Source organism: Aminobacter sp. P4_H6_2 (assembly GCF_056400805.1).
The window spans coordinates 1-16,305 of the sequence record NZ_JBFUKO010000060.1; the positions used below are offsets into that span (position 1 = coordinate 1).

Annotated in this window: 14 protein-coding genes; 7 read left to right on the forward strand and 7 right to left on the reverse strand. The window is 62.5% G+C overall.

Annotation, left to right across the window (positions count from 1 at the left end; genetic code table 11):
* Positions 1-1,388: hypothetical protein (locus AC1DUU_RS07530; RefSeq protein WP_476782797.1), on the reverse strand; the 1,388-nt coding region annotated here is incomplete at its 3' end.
* Between the two features lie 729 nt (positions 1,389-2,117).
* Here AC1DUU_RS07530 and AC1DUU_RS07535 point away from each other — a divergent pair.
* The 3 genes from AC1DUU_RS07535 to AC1DUU_RS07545 all read left to right on the forward strand — a co-directional run bounded on the left by AC1DUU_RS07535 (position 2,118) and on the right by AC1DUU_RS07545 (position 4,397).
* Positions 2,118-2,918, forward strand: a complete 801-nt coding sequence (locus tag AC1DUU_RS07535; protein ID WP_476782798.1) for a helix-turn-helix transcriptional regulator — start codon at positions 2,118-2,120, stop codon at positions 2,916-2,918.
* A 7-nt stretch (positions 2,919-2,925) separates the two neighbouring features.
* Positions 2,926-3,408 carry a hypothetical protein gene (locus tag AC1DUU_RS07540; RefSeq protein WP_476782799.1) on the forward strand — a complete coding sequence of 161 codons (483 nt, stop codon included), beginning with the start codon at positions 2,926-2,928 and terminating at the stop codon, positions 3,406-3,408.
* A 197-nt stretch (positions 3,409-3,605) separates the two neighbouring features.
* Positions 3,606-4,397, forward strand: coding sequence for a hypothetical protein (locus AC1DUU_RS07545; RefSeq protein WP_476782800.1), 792 nt, complete (start codon positions 3,606-3,608; stop codon positions 4,395-4,397).
* A 94-nt stretch (positions 4,398-4,491) separates the two neighbouring features.
* On the opposite strand, the gene AC1DUU_RS07550 is transcribed toward AC1DUU_RS07545, so the two are convergent.
* Entirely contained in the window at positions 4,492-6,078 is a 1,587-nt protein-coding gene (locus AC1DUU_RS07550; protein WP_476782801.1) for an ABC transporter substrate-binding protein, read from the reverse strand.
* A 288-nt stretch (positions 6,079-6,366) separates the two neighbouring features.
* Between AC1DUU_RS07550 and AC1DUU_RS07555 the strand changes: the two genes are divergently transcribed.
* The 3 genes from AC1DUU_RS07555 to AC1DUU_RS07565 all read left to right on the forward strand — a co-directional run bounded on the left by AC1DUU_RS07555 (position 6,367) and on the right by AC1DUU_RS07565 (position 9,549).
* Entirely contained in the window at positions 6,367-7,290 is a 924-nt protein-coding gene (locus tag AC1DUU_RS07555) for a sulfurtransferase (protein WP_476782802.1), read from the forward strand.
* 107 nt (positions 7,291-7,397) lie between these two features.
* Positions 7,398-8,612, forward strand: a complete 1,215-nt coding sequence (locus AC1DUU_RS07560) for a YeeE/YedE family protein (protein ID WP_476782803.1) — start codon at positions 7,398-7,400, stop codon at positions 8,610-8,612.
* Between the two features lie 328 nt (positions 8,613-8,940).
* Positions 8,941-9,549 (forward strand): DUF6969 family protein, encoded by a 609-nt coding sequence (locus AC1DUU_RS07565; RefSeq protein WP_476782810.1) that lies wholly within the window; start codon positions 8,941-8,943, stop codon positions 9,547-9,549.
* A gap of 6 nt (positions 9,550-9,555) precedes the next feature.
* On the opposite strand, the gene AC1DUU_RS07570 is transcribed toward AC1DUU_RS07565, so the two are convergent.
* The 3 genes from AC1DUU_RS07570 to AC1DUU_RS07580 all read right to left on the reverse strand — a co-directional run bounded on the left by AC1DUU_RS07570 (position 9,556) and on the right by AC1DUU_RS07580 (position 13,532).
* Positions 9,556-10,659, reverse strand: a complete 1,104-nt coding sequence (locus AC1DUU_RS07570; protein ID WP_476782804.1) for a serine hydrolase domain-containing protein — start codon at positions 10,657-10,659, stop codon at positions 9,556-9,558.
* A 27-nt stretch (positions 10,660-10,686) separates the two neighbouring features.
* On the reverse strand, positions 10,687-12,285 hold the full coding sequence (locus AC1DUU_RS07575; RefSeq protein ID WP_476782805.1) for an ABC transporter substrate-binding protein: 1,599 nt from the start codon (positions 12,283-12,285) through the stop codon (positions 10,687-10,689).
* A gap of 83 nt (positions 12,286-12,368) precedes the next feature.
* Positions 12,369-13,532, reverse strand: coding sequence for an NAD(P)/FAD-dependent oxidoreductase (locus AC1DUU_RS07580; protein WP_476782806.1), 1,164 nt, complete (start codon positions 13,530-13,532; stop codon positions 12,369-12,371).
* 115 nt (positions 13,533-13,647) lie between these two features.
* Between AC1DUU_RS07580 and AC1DUU_RS07585 the strand changes: the two genes are divergently transcribed.
* Complete coding sequence (locus tag AC1DUU_RS07585; RefSeq protein WP_476782807.1) at positions 13,648-14,271, forward strand: helix-turn-helix domain-containing protein; 624 nt, start codon at positions 13,648-13,650, stop codon at positions 14,269-14,271.
* On the opposite strand, the gene AC1DUU_RS07590 is transcribed toward AC1DUU_RS07585, so the two are convergent.
* Positions 14,268-15,404: an alpha-D-ribose 1-methylphosphonate 5-triphosphate diphosphatase gene (locus AC1DUU_RS07590; protein ID WP_476782808.1), complete on the reverse strand. Its 1,137-nt coding sequence runs from the start codon at positions 15,402-15,404 to the stop codon at positions 14,268-14,270. The two genes, AC1DUU_RS07585 and AC1DUU_RS07590, sit on opposite strands and share 4 nt — an antisense overlap.
* Before the next feature lies 1 nt (position 15,405).
* Positions 15,406-16,113 carry a DUF1045 domain-containing protein gene (locus tag AC1DUU_RS07595; protein ID WP_476782809.1) on the reverse strand — a complete coding sequence of 236 codons (708 nt, stop codon included), beginning with the start codon at positions 16,111-16,113 and terminating at the stop codon, positions 15,406-15,408.
* Between the last annotated feature and the right edge of the window lie 192 nt (positions 16,114-16,305).

The following is a 16,305-nucleotide window of genomic DNA, read 5'->3' on the forward strand; positions in this document are numbered from 1 at the left end:
CCGTTACCCGCGCCGGAGCCCGAGCCGGAGCCCGTGCCGGAGCCGGAACCGGTGCCGGTGCCCGCGCCGCCAGTCGCATCGACCGCGCCGCCAAGTGCATTGGCTGCGCCACTGGCCGCATCAGCTGCGCCAGATGCTGCATCGGACGATCCAGTCCCGCCGCCGCCGCCGCCGTTGCCTGCATTGCCGGTGTCGCCGGAATCGCCGCCATCACCATTGGCGTCGCCGCCTGCGCCGAAATTGAGAATCGGCAGGATTGGCACGAACGCATCGATGCCGTCGCCCGCATCGCCACTAGCGTTGCCAGCGTCAGAATCGCCGCTATCGCCACCCGAAGAGCCGTTTCCGCCGTCGCCGGATTGCCCATCGGCATCACCGCTGTCGGCCTTGGCATCGCCGGTTTCGGACTTGGTGTCGCTGTCTGCCGAGCCGTCGCCGCCGAGGCCTGCGCCCAGTCCAACACCCAAGCCGAGGCCGAGGCCGAGACCCACGCCAGTGCCGTCGCCGCCGCGACCGCCGTCGCCGCCGTCGCCCTTGCCGCCTTCGGCATCGTTCTTGCCGTCGCCGCCGTCACTGTCGCCGCCGTCAGCCTTGGTGTCGCCCTTGGCGTCGCCGCCGAGTGCCGCGCTCAACGCGTTGCCGCCGGTGCCGTCGCCGCCATCGGCCTTGCCGCCGTGGGCATCGCCACCATTTCCGCCATCGCCAGCTTCGGACTTGGCTTCGCCGCCGCTGCCGCCGCCGCCGCCGGTGCTAATGCCGTCGCCAGAAGAAGCGAAACCGCCCTTGGCGTCGAGGTCCAGGGTGAAACCCGAGTTGTTCGCAACGGTCGCGTTGTCGAGCTTGTCGTTGTCCTCCATGTTGGCGACTTGGTTGATGAACTGAACGTTGTTGTTGCCGTCGCCGGTCAACGAATTGTTCAGGATATCCTTAAAGCTGATGTCGTCGCCTGGGTCGTAGGTGATGTTGCCGTCCTTGGTGAACATCAGATCGTTGATGTCGCCGCCGGCCGTGATGTCTGCAAAATCATTATCGCTGGGAAGGAGACCCTCAGTCTGCAGGTCGACCTTGACGTCCACATTGACGTCTACTTTGGTCTCGTTCTTGTTTTCGTTTACATTCTTGTTTTCGGATTCGTTCTTATTTTCGTTTTCCGACTTGCTCTCATTCTTATTTTCATTTTCGCTCTTATTTTCGGATTCGTTCTTGTTTTCGTTTTCGTTCTTGTTGTCTGAGTCGTTGCTGTTGTCGCTCTTGTTCTCGTTCTTGTTGTCGGAATCGTTGCTGTTTTCGTTTTCGTTCTTGTTTTCGTTCTCGCTGCCGGGATCATAGTCATGCCCGGGGAATTGCATACCAAACGCGTTCATACCGTTCGTGTTGCGATCAGACATCGTATTGTCCTCGGTTGGGACCGCGATAGCTTGACCGTCTTCATCTTTCACACGGTCTTGGGCTTCACGCGGACGCTTTGCCTATTTGCATTTTGCTGAGATTGTTTGGATCATCATGCCTAGGGGACTAGTGGCTGAAGATCCCGCATCGTGTCTGAATGGCCGAGTACCTCCCTGGCTGTGCCTGGGATGGCGGTCGGTATCTTCACAATGCCGTGAACATCTTGCCCTTTTAAACGGCCCCCGATGTCCAATGCTAAAGCCCCGAATGCGCCACGCCCATGCTGACGGAACCAGCGAAGTCTCTCGCTATGGCCTGAGAATTGTAAGTTAACAGTTCGCGCTAGGCAGTTCGGTGGATAGTGGCGAGCATTGCCTGCGATGATCTAGATATAGCAGCGTGAGCGCGGACTCATATATTAGGCAGATGTCATATATGTAGAATTGCGAAGCATTTTCAGAAGCGGGCGGTGGCGCGGAAATCTTGCGCGAGGCTCGGCTCGGCAATGCCAATAGCTCGTATGACCGCGTCCATCGCCAGCTCGCAGTTCCGGCACTATAGCTCAAACGTGCTGGAGGAGCCCCCCCCAAGAGGAGTAGGCCGTAGCTCGCCATAGCCCGTCTTGCTTATACCGAACCGTTAACGGCAGGTGTATGGTCGCTGAATAAGGCCCCATGATGCGGCTAGTGGGGATGTTGCGTGTTTACGAACAGTGGGCGGGAGAACTCATGTATCGGGTGGCAATTCCCAGCGCGCGCCGCGCTGGCGGAGCAGATGGCTCCGCGCAGAAAGCCTGCAAGACATTGCTGATCGTTGCTCCTGACGATTTCGTGTCGGAGAGCCTGGTCTTTGCAATAGAGCGGGAGTTCCCTTGGGTCGTTGTGGAGCAGGTGCCCACCTTGGCGGAGGCCTGCGCGTGCCTCGACTTCCCGGTGGCGCTGATCTTGCTTGAAGCCGGGCAGTTGCCGGCGGTGGCCGGACATTCCGAGCAATTGATGCAGATGCATCCGGGGGCGCAGATCATGCTGATCCAGGAAGACGGGCAGCAACAGGTCTTGATCCGTGATGTGGTCGCAGTACGAAACATGCGCGGTGTGCTGCCCATGAACCTGAAGCTCGACGTCTGGCTGTCGGTGGTCAGGCTGGTGCTGCGGGGCGGGGAGTATTTCCCGCTGTCGCTGTTTGAGCCTATCATGGGGCAAAAGTGGGGAGCGGTTGCGGCCGGCGTCGAAGAGCCGGCCAAGGCAAGCCGCCAGCAAGAGAGCGATCCCGACGATTTCGACGAGCTGACGGACCGCGAATTGCAAATCCTGGGTATGGTCGCGCGAGGCTTGCAAAACAAGCTGATTGCCGCCGCGCTCGGGCTTTCCGAACACACGGTCAAGATCCACCTTCACAACATCATCACCAAGCTTGGCGCCCACAATCGCACTGAAGCAGCGGCGATCTATCATGGGCGGCGGGACGCGGTCAGCGGGCGAGGTGCAAGCACTTCGGCTGTTCCGCCGACCCAGCTGCCGTTGGCATGAGAGCGAAATGCCGCGCTTCCAGGATGTCCTGCTCACCGTTGGCCAGCTCAACTACACCTGGACCAACACGGAGAGCCTGCTCATCTACCTGATCGCCGGTCTGGCCAAGGTTGACAAGGAGACCGCGATCATCATCTTCCTGACGCTGAATACGACGCGCGCCCGGCTCGACCTCGTCGAGCGCTTAGCCAAGATGGCGAAGACGCCCCAGGCCTGCCGGGACGCGATACTTTCGGTGACCGATCAGCTGATGCACCAGGGCAAGCTACGCAACAAATACAGCCATTGCATCTACTCGTTCGACGAGACCGGTACGCGTGCCAGCACCCAGCTCATGCGCATCTTCGACAGCAAGGATGCTGTTCGATACGGCAAGCTTGAGGAACTCGACGACAATGAGATGCATCGCATCGGCGCGTCGATCGAGGCGATCCGGGACATCAACCGGCAAATCTGGAAGATCGTCGAGGACAATGCGTTTCCGCATTGAATTGGGGCGTGCGCCCGCAGGCGCATCACAATGACGGACTGTGGCTACTCCATATTGGGCATGCCCGGGCACCCTGAAGCTAGCTTCTCGCTGATTTCAAATGAGCGTATYCTTGAAGTGATGTTTCCAATGGCGGAAACACTCGCACCATAGCGCCAGTTTGGGGACGGGCGCATTTTTTCCCTTAGGAGGAAGAAATGACGACGTACCCAATCTGCGCCAGCAGGATCAGGACGATTCTGCTGGTATCTTCAGCATTCGCGGCCATCGGCCTCAGCGCTCCGGCGTCGGCCCAAAACAGCATCCGCCCGCGGATGACGGCCGCGCAATGCCAGCCCCTTACCCAAGGCAACTATGAACTGTGCTGCATCGCGATCAACCGCCGCAGCATCCTTTCTTCCAACCAACTGGCACAATGCCCGCCGATCACGACATCGCTGATCTCGTCAGTGCTGGCCGGCAGCGACCACAATGGCGGCAATGGGCGTAACGGTAGTGATCGGTCCAATGCTAGCGCTGGCCGATCTGGGGGTTCCGGTGGGACCGCTAGTGCCGGGGGCACCTCAGGTGGCTCCGGCGGTGGTGCTGGTGGCGGCTCCACTGGAGGTGGTGGTAGCGTCGGAGGCACTTCGGCTGGCGGTGGCGGTGGCGGTGGCGGCGGCTCCGGTGGCGGTGGCGGCGGCTCCGGTGGCGGTAATGGTGGGGACGGCGGCGGCACCGGCGGTGGCGGCGGCGGAAGCTCGAGTGGTGGTAATGGTGGCGACGGTGGCGGCACCGGTGGCGGCGGAGGTGGCAGCGCCGGTGGAGGTGACGGCGGCGACGGTGGCGGCACCGGAGGTGGCGGAGGCAGTAGTTCTGGTGGTGGAGACGGTGGCTCCGGTGGAGGCGCTGGCGGCGGGTCTGGTGGCTCCGGCGGTGGTTCTGGCGGCGGCTCCGGTGGAGCAGGCGGTGGTTCTGGCGGTGGCGCCGGCGGTGGTGCCGGCGGCTAGTTCTCTTCGCGGATGAGTTGGGTGGGGGCGAAGGCGCCGGGTGGCATCCAGATGGTTGCCGCCCGGTGAGGCGTTAGAACGGTCGCCTTCCCAACTATTTCGAAATCGCCTGATACCGATCGTCGGAGAAGGTCGTGCCCATGACGAGGCCCTTGATCCGGGCGCTGACGCCGACCTTGCGGACTTCCTGAAACATCAAGATGAACGGCGAGGTGTCGGTGTGCACCTTCTGGATCGCCTCATACATCGCCTTGCGCTTGCCCGTATCCTGTTCGCGCACCGCGGCCATGGCATCCGGCGACAGCTTGCCGGCGTTCCAGCCGAAACGGTCGGCCAGGCTGTCGGAACCGTCGGGCGCATCCTGCTTGTTGACGGCGAACGCCTTGGCGTTGGAGTGCGGGTCGGGATAATCGGGCCCCCACAAGCCAAGCCAGATATCAAGGTCGTGATTTCGGTAGCGGTCGAGCCATTCGCGGCCGCCGACGATCTGCAGGTTGAGGTGCACGCCTGCCTGCGCCATGGATGCCTGGATCGCCTTGGCGAAGTCGGTGAAGGGCTGCGTGTCCCAGACCACCATGTCGAGCGAGAACTCGCCGCTGACACCGCCTTCGGCCAGCAGCGCCTTTGCTTTTTCAATGTCGAAGGTGAACGGCTTGTAGGCGATGGCGCCGAGAAAACCGTTGGGCACCAGCGTCTGATGCACCTCCATGGTGCCGCGCGAGATGGTGTCGACGATGCCCTGGTAGTCGACAAGGTATTTCATCGCCTCGACCACCTTGGGATTCGCCAGGTACTGGTTCCGGACGTTCAGCCCCATATAGTAGATGTTGCCCGAGCGGCCGTTGACGATGGCAAGGTTCGGGTCGCTGGCAATGCTGTCGAAATCGTTCGGTCCCAGCCTGTTGGCGATGTCGACTTCGCCCGCTTGGAGCAATCTGCGCTGTTCCGCGCTCTCGGCGACATGGCGGATGAGGATGCTGTCGATCTTGGGTGTCGCTCCCCAGTAATTGTCGTTGCGTTTGAGCAGGATCGACTCTTTGGGCTGCCATTTGCTGAGCACGAACGGACCGGAGCCTGCGGAATTGTCCGACTTCAGCCATTCATTGCCGAAGTCGCCCTCAATTTCATGCTGCTTGACCAGCTTGCTGTCGACGATGCCGCCGATATAGGACGACAGGCAGTAAAACAGGAAGCTCGGCGCATAGGTGTCGGCGATCTCGATGACCAGGGTCTGGTCGTCGAGGGCCCTGATGCGGTTGTCGACATTGTCAGGTGAAAAGCCGAACTGGCCGATGATGAAGGCCGAGCGCGACTTGAGGTGAACCACCCGCCTTAGCGAGAATTCGGCGTCCCACGCCGTTACCGGATTGCCCGAGGCGAAGCGTGCCTTCGGATTCATCTTGAAGGTGAAGGTCTTGCCGTCTGGCGAAATCGTCCAGCTCTCGGCAAGTACGCCGATGATCCTGGTAGGGTCATTGACATCGAAGCTGACCAGCGACTGATAGATCTGGCTGCTGGTGAGCACGCCGCCGACCTCGCCGACCTCGCCGGGGTCGAGCGTCATGACATCGTCGATGGCGTCCGCAACGATGAGGGTATCTGCCGGTGTGTTCGCAAAAGCGACGGAGACGGCAAAAACCGCGCCGACCATCGCTGCGGCCATCGCCTTGAACACACGCATGCCTTCGTCCCTTCATGAGCCGTCTTGCTGCGGCCCATATCATCGGCACTGCGGCGTCGATCAGAAAATCGTCGCAAAGCGCCGATTTGTGAAGGGGTTATATTCTCTATTCTGAATATGGACATGCGGCTCGATCGGAGGAATGGAATTCCGATCAATTGGTATTTTTGGGTATGGATTTCCATTTCTGACCCTAATTTAGGGCTCTCTTGCCGTGTCCGCCGGTCATTGTTGGATTACAAATGTGGTCAACGCCTGTTTTTAGATTCCTTTTCCTGGAGTTGTCCGATGTGTTTTTCTCTGTTTGCCGCAGTTATTACTGCCGGCTTGGCCTTGGCCACGGGCGCCCAAGCCGAGCGGTTGACCGATCAGCCGCTTGTCGACGCTGCCTGGCTGAAGTCGAACCTCGGCAATAAGAGCCTCGTTGTGCTCGACGTTCGCGATGCGGCCAAGGATGGCAATAACCCCTATGCCAAGGGCCATGTGCCGGGTGCGGTCAGTGCGCCTTATTCGACTGCCGGCTGGCGTGCAGAGGTGAACGGCGTGCCAGGCATGCTGCCGCCGCTTGAGACGATCACCAAGACCATCGGCGCGCTGGGCGTGAGCAATGACAGCCATGTGGTGATCGTGCCGCAGGGTACGGACTCGTCCGAATTTGGCGCTGCGACCCGCGTTTACTGGACCTTCAAGGTACTCGGCCACGACTCCGTGTCGATCCTGAACGGCGGCGAGCGCGCTTGGGAAGCAGCCGGTGGCGAGGTCTCGACCGAAGCGGCCACGCCGGTTGTTGCCGCCTTCAATGGCAAGCTCAAGACCGAGCTTCTGGYGACCACCGCCGATGTCGAAAAGGCACGGGCCGAAGGTACCAAGCTGATCGACGGACGTCCGGCGGCACAGTTTCGTGGTGAAGCCAAGAGCCCGATCGTTCGCGTTCCCGGCACCATTCCGGGTGCTGCCAACCTTGAAAACACCAAGCTCTACGACGCCGACAAGGCATCCTTCGCCTCCAAGGACGCTGTCGCAGCGCTTTCCAAGGGCGTTGGACTTGGCACCGACGAGAAGAACATCGCCTTCTGCAACACCGGCCACTGGGCCTCGGTTGTCTGGTTCGGCCTGAGCGAAATCGAAGGCAACAAGAACACCAAGATGTATGACGGCTCGATGGCCGAATGGGCCGCCGACCCGGCACGCCCGGTGCAGCCCGGCTCCTGATCGCCAGGCGAGCGCAGGTCCGAAACCAGAGATGTCCAGGAGCGATCCTGGACATCTTACGTTGAACGGGCGATGCATCTTCTCATTCAAATTGCGACTGAATTGAAATGACCCAGATTGCTGCAACCGCGCCTGCCCCTGCCGCGCCGGTTTATCTCGACAAGGGCCCCGTCATCTTTGTGGCGCTGGCGCTAGTGCTTGGAGCGCTTGCCATCGGCGAGGCGATCAGCCCCCGCCAGGCAGTGCTGTTTGTCATTGGCGGCCTGTTGGGCCTGACGCTGTACCACGCCTCCTTCGGCTTCACTGGCGGCTGGCGGCGTTTCGTCGTCGAAAGGCGTGGCAATGCGATCCGCGCACAGATGCTGATGATCGCTGCGGCTTCGGTGGTCTTCATCCCGCTTCTGGCGCTCGGCAGCGCCAATGGCCAGCCACTGGTCGGGGCCTTTGCGCCGGTCGGCGTGTCGGTGCTGGTCGGAGCTGCGATGTTCGGCCTTGGCATGCAACTCGGCGGCGGTTGCGGCTCGGGCACGCTGTTCACCGTCGGCGGTGGCAGCTCGCGCATGTTGGTCACGCTCATCTTCTTCATCGTCGGCGCCGTCATCGGCACGGCACACCTGCCGTGGTGGCTGGAAATGCCGTCAATGCCCGAGATCAGCCTGGGCCGGGCGCTCGGCGTGCCGGGCGGGGTCATCGTCACGCTTGTAGGTCTCGGTTCCGTGGCTGCCGCGACCGTGCTTGTCGAGCGCCGCGCCCATGGCGGGCTCGAAAAGATCAAGCCGGCGCCGCGCAACGGGCTTGCCCGGCTGCTGCATGGTCCCTGGCCGTTGGTCGGCGCGGGGCTTGCGCTGGCAGGGCTGAACATCGCGACACTTTTGACTGCTGGCCATCCCTGGTCTGTCACCTTCGGCTTTGGCCTGTGGGGCGCGAAGGTGGCGCAGGCGGTTGGCGTTCCGGTCGAAACCTGGGCGTTCTGGAATTGGCCCGGACCGGCAAAGGCGCTCGGCTCCAGCGTGCTCGCCGACGTCACCTCGGTGATGAATTTCGGCATTATCCTGGGCGCTGCTTTTGCGGCAGGCTTGGCCGGAAAATTCGCGCCCAAGGTCAAGGTGCCGTTGGCCTCGTTCGTGGCTGCCGCAATCGGCGGCGTTCTGATGGGTTACGGCGCGCGGCTGTCCTTCGGCTGCAACGTCGGCGCGCTGTTTTCCGGCATCGCCTCGGGCAGCGTGCATGGCTGGCTGTGGTTTGCCTCGGCGTTTCTGGGCAGTCTCGGCGGTGTGGCGCTGCGCCCGCTGTTCGGCCTCGATGGGTTCAAAACGAAATGAGCACGCGCAACACGCTCCTCTTCGGCACGGCTTTCCTTGCCGCCACATCGGCCATCGCGGCCGATCATTATCGTTTCGCGGCACCCAAGCCCGTGCCGGCGGCCAGTGCACCGGCAACCCCTTGTGCTGCCGGGTCGCCTTGTGCCGCGGCATCTCCATGCTCAGCAGCGACCGCGCCGTGCGCGGCAGCTTCGCCCTGTTCGGCTGCACCTGCACCATGCGCGGCGATGGCACCGTGCGCTGCGGCTCCGCCTTGTGCCGCAGCACCCGCCGCTTCGCCTTGCGCGGCCCAGCCGCAATAGCGCAAGCTGGCGCAAGGAGGCCTGAGATGGACGAGGCAAAAGCGGATGCGGTGCGCCAGGCACTGTTTTGCGAGCACGTGCTGGCGAAGTCTGGCAGCAACGTACTGCTCGAGACACTGCGCGAGGCCAAATCAGTTGCCGTCTGGGAGCATTTTCCCTCAGGCGATGTGTTCGATCCCGAGACTGGCGCGCAGTGGTACTACCACAGCCATCCGCCTGTCGAAGGCCAGGCCGAACATGGCCATTTCCATTGCTTTGTCAGGCCTGAGGGCGCGAACGGGCCGATCCACCATCTCGTAGCCGTCGGTGTCGATGCCTATGGCCGGCTGCTCAGGCTGTTCACGGTCAACCAGTGGGTTGTCGGTGACAATTGGCTTGGTGCTGAGGCCACGATAGCGCTGTTGCCACGCTTCGACCTGCATTTCGCCAGGCCGTCCTATCTGGTCAATCGCTGGCTGAGTGCCGTGGTCGGTCTTTATGCAGAAGAAATCAGGACGCTGGTCCGTGAGCGCGACCGGGTACTCGCTGCGCACCAGCCTGAAAATGACGCTCCAGCGCGCGACGACCGCGCGCTGGAGGTGACATCCGAACTTGGCGTCGACCTTCGCCAGATGGCCGCCCGCCTCGGCGTCTGATGCCTGTTATCCGCGCAGGATGATGCGCATCGCCTGGTCGACCACCGGATGCAGGCCGCTGGCGTAAAACGACAGCCGGTTGCCCGCGCCGGCATTGCTGGTCATTGCGATCGTCAGGCCTGACTTCGGCTCATGCTGCATGACGGTGACGTAGCCCGGAATGCTGCCTTGATGGCCGAAGGCCATGCGATCGGCATAGCTGCTCATGAACAGGCCGGCACCGGTCTCACGCATGCGTGTTCCCGGGAAGGCGACCGCGATGCGGGATTCGCTCATCTCGCGGAAAAGGGGGGCGGGCAGCAGCCGACCGGAAAACAGCGCCCACATGAAATTCACCATGTCGGCCGGCGTCGAAATCATGTCGCCGCAGCCATAAGCGCCCGAGAAGGGAAAGCTCTCGGAAGAATCTTGCAAGTCGTCGGAGTAGGGCAGCACGCCGTCCATGCGCCACATCTCGCCGCCCTCAGAGAGGCCAGTCGCGGCGTCGGGTGCGGGTTTCGGGCGGTGGTAGTAGCCACGCACCATGCGCTCGGTGGGGAAACTTTCCGTCGCCGGCGACCAGGTGTCCTTGAGGCCAAGCGGTTCGAGCACTTTTTGCCTGACATACTCACCGAGGCTGAGACCTGACGCCGCCTCGATCAGAATGCCGGCCAGCACATAGCCGGTGTTGTTGTAGACGGCAGGACAGCCCGGTGCCGTCTGGTCGCCGACACTGAAGGCGAGGTCGACAAGCTTGGCCGGCGTCCACACCAAGGTTGGGTCCATCGGAATGTCGTATTCGAATTCGGGCAGGCCGCCGCGATGGTTGATCAGCTGGCGCACCGATATCTCGCTGGCGCGCGGCAGATCGGGGAACCAGGCCGCAATCGGGTCGCCGAGATCGACTTTGCCTTCCTCAGCAAGCTTCATCAGGGCAGCAGCGACAAAGGTCTTGGTGCAACTGCCGATCTTGAACAGCTGGTCTGGCGTGACGGGCAGATTGCGCGGCCTGTCCGACAGGCCTGTCGTGACGGCAACGACCTCGCCGTCGCCAAGGGCGAAGGCGAGGGAAGCACCTACCGCGCCATCGGCGCGGTAGGTTTCGAGCAGACTGTTCAGGTCTTCGAGCATGACTGTCTGCCTTCCTCGTATTTTGCCTTATTCGGCGATGTCGACAGCAGCAAAATTCTGCCGGCCGAAAGGATCCATCACATAGTTGAGCACGCTCTTGCGGACCGGGATCGAGACCACCGAGTGGGCGATCGGTGCCTCCGGCACCTCGGCCTTCAGGATCGCCTGCGCCTTGCGATAGATCTCCGCGCGTTTTTCGGGGTCGGCGGTGACGCGGCCAGCCTCAAGCAGCTTGTCGAAATCTTCGTTGCACCACCGCGAGCGGTTCGAGCCGCCCTTCACGCCGTCGCAGGCGAAGGAGAAAGAGAGCATGTTGTCGGGGTCGCCATTGTCGCTGCTGCCGCCAAGCAGGTAGGCATCATGCTCGCCCTTGCCGGTGCGGGTCAGGTACTCGCCCCACTCGAATGTGACGACCTCCGACTTGACGCCGACAGCGGCCCACTCGGCCTGGATCATTTCGGCCATGCGGCGCGCGTTGGGATTGTAGGGGCGCGATACAGGCATCGCCCACAGCTTGATGTTGGTGCCGGCATCCAGGCCTGCTTCCTGAAGCAGCTTCTTCGCGCCTTCGGGGTCATAGTCGATAGCCGCGTCCGTGACCGCGCCCAGCTGCATGGGCGGCACGACGGAGCCCGCAAGGCTGCCGGCACCCTGATAGACCGCCTCGACGATCGCCTGGCGGTTGATCGCCTTGGCCAAAGCTGTGCGCACGCGCACGTCGCCCAGCGGCTTGTGCTCGGTGTTGAAGCCGACCGATCCGATGTTCTGGCCTGGCTGGCTGAGAATGTCGACGTCGGGATTGTCCTTGAGTTCGGCAAGGGCTGCGGCTGGCGGCGGTGCGGCCACCTGGCACTCGTTGGCCTTGACGCGGGTGACGCGGACGACAGGTTCGGGCGTGATCGCGAAGATGAGCGTGTCGATCTTCGGCGCGCCGTTCCAGTAGTCCTTGTTGGCGGCATAGCGGATCTGCGCGTCCTGCTGGTAGGCTTGGAGCACGAAGGGGCCAGTGCCGACCGGCTTCTGGTCGATGACTTCGGGTGTGCCGGCAGCAACCATCTTCTCGGTCTGCTCGAGCGACAGGATGGAGAGATAGTCGAGCGCGATGCCGGGCAGGAAGGTGACGTTCGCCGTCGGAAGCGTGAAGCGCACAGTGTAATCGTCAACCTTCTCGATGTTTGCGATCATCGAGCCCATGCCGAGGCCGTTGAAATACTCATACGAGGCGTTGCCGAGCTTGTAGTACGGGTTGCTGGAGTCGCGTTGGCGATTGAAGGTGTAGAGCACGTCGTCGGCGCTGAAGTCGCGGGACGGGGTGAAGGTCTCGTTGGAGTGGAACTTGACGCCCTTGCGGAGATGGAAGGTGTAGACCTTTCCGTCTTCGGACACGTCCCATTTCTCAGCGAGAGCGGGCCCGACCTCAGTGGTGCCGGGCTTGAACTCGACGAGGCGATTGAAAATCGTCTTGGCTGCCGCATCCATGGTGGAGTCGGCGACGGTGAGCATCGGGTTGAAGGTCTCGGGGCTGGCCTCCGAGCAGTAAACCAGCGTCTTGGCGTAGGCCTGCCCGCCGAACAGTATGGTCGACGCGACAAGCGCCGAACGCAGAATCATGGCTGAAGATGTCATTGCAATCGCTCCCATTTTTGATTGTCGATGCTGACGTTCGCCCGGTTCTCCTCCCGTCACGCCAGCATTCCGTCCTCTGAGGTCTACGTGCTCATGGCGTGCTCGGCGCGCGCGTTGGCCGATTGCACGAAACGATCCGGCGCGAGCGCGCCGTAGGACACGCCGAGTTGGATAAGGTCGTCGGGCAGCGGCTCACCGCGCATCAGGGCCGAGCCGAGGCGCGCGAGTGTCAGCGATACCTGGAAACCGTAGCCGCCCTGGCCGCCGAGCCAGAAGAAGCCGGGCAGGCGCGGGTCGAAGCCCGCCACCGGCGTGCGGTCAGGCGAAAAGGTGCGCAGGCCAGCCCATGGCGTCGAGGGACGGCCGACATTCAGGCCGGTCGCCTCCTCGATGTTGTAGGCGGCGGTGGCGATGTCGATGTCTTCGGGGTAGGCGTCGCAAGGCGCGGTGTCGGTCTCGTCGGCGAGCGAGCCGATAAGACGGCTGGCGTCCGGTTTGAAGTAGAAGCGCTCGTGCAGGTCGACGACCAGCGGCCAGTTGCGCACGTCGACACCGGCAGGTGGGTCGAACAGGAAGGCGGTGCGCCGCTTGGGCGCGAAGCCGAGGCGGGAAAGACCGGCGCGTTCGGCGATGACGTCGACCCAGGCGCCGGCGGCATTGACGACGATGTCGGCGTCGTAGACGCCTGACGTGGTCGTGACACTGAAGCCGTTGGGACCACGCGAAATCTTCAACACTTCCGCACCGGTGACGACACTGCCGCCAGCAGCCTTGAGCGCGGATGCCTGGGCCTGGACCATCTTGCCGGTGTCGATGTCGACCGCGCCGGGTTCGTAGACCGCGCCGCAGGTCCGTTCCGCTGCGATGGCCGGAACCATGGCGGCGACATCGTCTGGCGACAGGCGCCGTACGCTCGGTACCAGGGCCTTTTGTTCTTCGGCCAGTTGGTCGATCGCGTCGGTGTCGTCAGGACCACCGAAATGCAGGGCGCCTCTGACGTGCTCGACGAAGCCGCCGTCGATGATGGCCTGCCGGCTCGCCACCGAAAGCGCACGCACGGTCGCGTTGCCATAGGTCTCGGAAAACAGCGCGGCGGAGCGCCCGCTGGCGTGATAGCCGAGCTGGGTTTCGCGTTCGATCACCGTGACCTGAGCCCATTGCTGGACGGCCGCAGCGAGCGAGAGGCCGGCAATGCCTCCACCAATGACGATGACTTTTTGGGTGCGGGAATTGGAATGCATGGCCATTGGTAAAATCATTTTCGAATGCAGTCAATATTTAGCGTATAGGAAAAATATTGGCGAATCTTGCGGTACGGAGGGAGTTGGAATAGCTACTGAATCACGGGTGATGGAGATAGCCATGTCGGAACAACCGAATCTAGGCGACTGCCTGCGAAACCTCAGGAGGCAGCATGGCTGGACGCTTCAGGATGTCAGCCATCTGACAGGTGTCGCGGTATCGACGCTGTCGAAGGTCGAAAACGACCAGATGTCGCTGACCTATGACAAGCTGCTGCAGATCTGCGGCGGCCTCGGCATCCATGTCACCGAGTTGTTGAGCGGCGATTCCAAGCAACCATCGGCGCGCACGCGCCGCTCGATAGCCTCGAAGGCAACCACGCTACGCCAGCTGACCCGGAATTATGACTATTATTATCTCGCCACCGATCTGGTGCGGAAACGTATGGTGCCGATCATCGCCGATGCCCGGGCGCGCACGCTGGAGCAATTCGGCCCGCTGACAAAACATGCCGGCGAGGAGTTCCTGATCGTGTTGAAAGGCGAGATCGAGGTCCACACCGAGCAATATGCGCCGGTGCGGCTCAAGCAAGGCGAAAGCGTCTACATCGATTCCACCATGGGCCACGCCTATCTCTCGGTAGGCGAGGGCGACGCCGAAATGCTGTGCGTCTGCTCCGGCGACGAGCCGGATATGGAAAAGACGCTCATCAGCCTCAACGATGAAGAGAAGGTCGAGGCCTAAGCGACCCGGCGACCTTCGCGCCACACAGTGCGAACGACGGGCACATGCTCGTCGACCCGTACGCGCACCAGATCACCCCTACGTCCTGCCTCGATGACACCGCGGTCGGTGAGGCCGACGGCATCGGCCGGGTTCTTCGACACCATCGCCATTGCTTGCGGCAACGAGATGCCTTCGACGACTTCGCCGAGGAAGAAAGCCGACTGGATCAGGCTGAAGGGGATGTAGTCCGACGACAGGATGTCGAGCAGGCCGTGCTCGGCCAGCGCGCGGGCTGACACGTTGCCCGAATGCGAGGCGCCGCGCATGACGTTGGGCGCGCCCATCAAGACGCCGAGCCCGGCCCCCTTGGATGCGTTGGCGGCTTCGAGCGTGGTCGGGAATTCAGCGACGCGAATGCCTTGGGCGATCGCTTCGTCGACATGGGCTGTGGTGGCATCGTCATGGCTCGCCAGAACGATGCCACGCGCGTGGCAGGCGGCCGAAATGACATCGCGGTTTGGCCTGGAGTTGCGGGCGGAATCGCCCATGCGCTTGTCGCAGAAGGCCTGGAACTCGACGTCGTTCAGCTTCAGCTTGCGCTGGTAGTAATAGGCGTAGGTTTCGAGGTCGACGAACTGGCGCTGGCCCGGTGCGTGGTCCATCAGCGAAGCCAGCTTGACGCGGTCGTCGCCATCGAAAACCGCAAAGCTGTCCTGGCAGTCGCCGGCCGAGACCTCACAGCGCAGATGGATGAAGTGGTCGGCACGCACGCGGTCGGCGCGCACGCTGTCTTCGATTGCGTCGGCGAGCAGGCGCATGTCGGCGGAGGTCATGTCGGCGTCTTCGTCCATGCCAACGCGCAGAGCGTCGAAGACGGTGGTGATGCCGGCGGAAGCCACCTGCGCGTCGTGTGCCAAGACGGCTGCGATCGGGTTCCAGCGCACGCGGGGGCGCGGCGCGTAGTGACCTTCGAGATGGTCGGTGTGGAGCTCGACCAGGCCTGGAATGATGAAGTCGCCACCCATGTCCTCGCCGACCGCGCTAGGACCGGTGGAGATTTCGGCGATCTTGCCGTYGCGCACGACGATCGAACCGTCGATGACGGTGTCGGCCAGAACGATCCGGGCGTTTCTCAAGACAAGGTCGGTCATCTCAGGCGGTCTTTCTTTCAGCTTGATTGCCCAGCGCGCGATAGGCCCGCACCTCGAACGGCGCGCCCGACGTGGGCTCGACGAACAGCGCCAGCCCGTCGACCGGCACAGGCTTGTCGAGCACGCTGCCCAGGCATTCCTCGATTGTGGCGCGGACGCGCGGTGCTTCCTCGGCTGCCACGCGGCCGGTCAGCGTCATGTGGAAACGGAAGGTGTCGAATACGTAAGGGTAGCCCCACTGGCTGAGGTTGCGGCATTCCTGCGGCGACAGCGCCTCGGGGTTGCGGCGGGCGATCTCGGCGTCGCTCAGCGGTGCACGGAAAGGCTCGAACGCCCTCACCACATCGCCGGCGAAGCGGTCGAGCTCGGGCAGGGGCTCCGCCGGGATCAGGGCGAAAAAGCCGTCGATCTGGGCAAGCTTCAGGCGCGGGATGTCGAAGGGTGTCGTGTCGTTTGCGAAAGAAGAAACGGCATCGACCAGCGACGCCTCGGAAACACCGTCGGCGAGGCGGAACGGCGCCTTGAGCGTGGCATGGAAACCGTAGCGGCGTGCGGCGGCCGCGTGGAACGCGACTTCCGCCGCCGACAGATCGCCGAACGCCTTGGCTGGCGTGGTTGCGCCACCAAATGCATCGCGCCCGAGCCAGCCGGCCGCGATGCGGCACAGCGGGTCGTCATGTTCGGGCGTGAAGTAGATGGCGTAGCGCATGGCGCGAAGTCCTTGAGGGCGATTGCCCGATAGATGATTTGCGTGACAGTTTGACGAAGTAGTGGCCGACTTCTCAAGATTTGCAATGATGTTCAGTGGCTGGCCTTCCCGCCGATCAGGCGCTGGCGCAATGCGGTGGAAATATTGTCGAAGATGAACACCACAATCAGGATCAAGAGCACCATGTAGGTG

Coding starts and splice junctions, on each gene's coding strand:
- AC1DUU_RS07565 (WP_476782810.1), top strand. CDS start 8,941: ATGGACGAGGCAAAAGCGGATGCGGTGCGCCAGGCACTGTTTTGCGAG.
- AC1DUU_RS07550 (WP_476782801.1), bottom strand. CDS start 6,078: ATGCGTGTGTTCAAGGCGATGGCCGCAGCGATGGTCGGCGCGGTTTTT.
- AC1DUU_RS07580 (WP_476782806.1), bottom strand. CDS start 13,532: ATGGCCATGCATTCCAATTCCCGCACCCAAAAAGTCATCGTCATTGGT.
- AC1DUU_RS07595 (WP_476782809.1), bottom strand. CDS start 16,113: ATGCGCTACGCCATCTACTTCACGCCCGAACATGACGACCCGCTGTGC.
- AC1DUU_RS07585 (WP_476782807.1), top strand. CDS start 13,648: ATGTCGGAACAACCGAATCTAGGCGACTGCCTGCGAAACCTCAGGAGG.
- AC1DUU_RS07535 (WP_476782798.1), top strand. CDS start 2,118: ATGTATCGGGTGGCAATTCCCAGCGCGCGCCGCGCTGGCGGAGCAGAT.
- AC1DUU_RS07545 (WP_476782800.1), top strand. CDS start 3,606: ATGACGACGTACCCAATCTGCGCCAGCAGGATCAGGACGATTCTGCTG.
- AC1DUU_RS07560 (WP_476782803.1), top strand. CDS start 7,398: ATGACCCAGATTGCTGCAACCGCGCCTGCCCCTGCCGCGCCGGTTTAT.
- AC1DUU_RS07575 (WP_476782805.1), bottom strand. CDS start 12,285: ATGACATCTTCAGCCATGATTCTGCGTTCGGCGCTTGTCGCGTCGACC.
- AC1DUU_RS07540 (WP_476782799.1), top strand. CDS start 2,926: ATGCCGCGCTTCCAGGATGTCCTGCTCACCGTTGGCCAGCTCAACTAC.
- AC1DUU_RS07570 (WP_476782804.1), bottom strand. CDS start 10,659: ATGCTCGAAGACCTGAACAGTCTGCTCGAAACCTACCGCGCCGATGGC.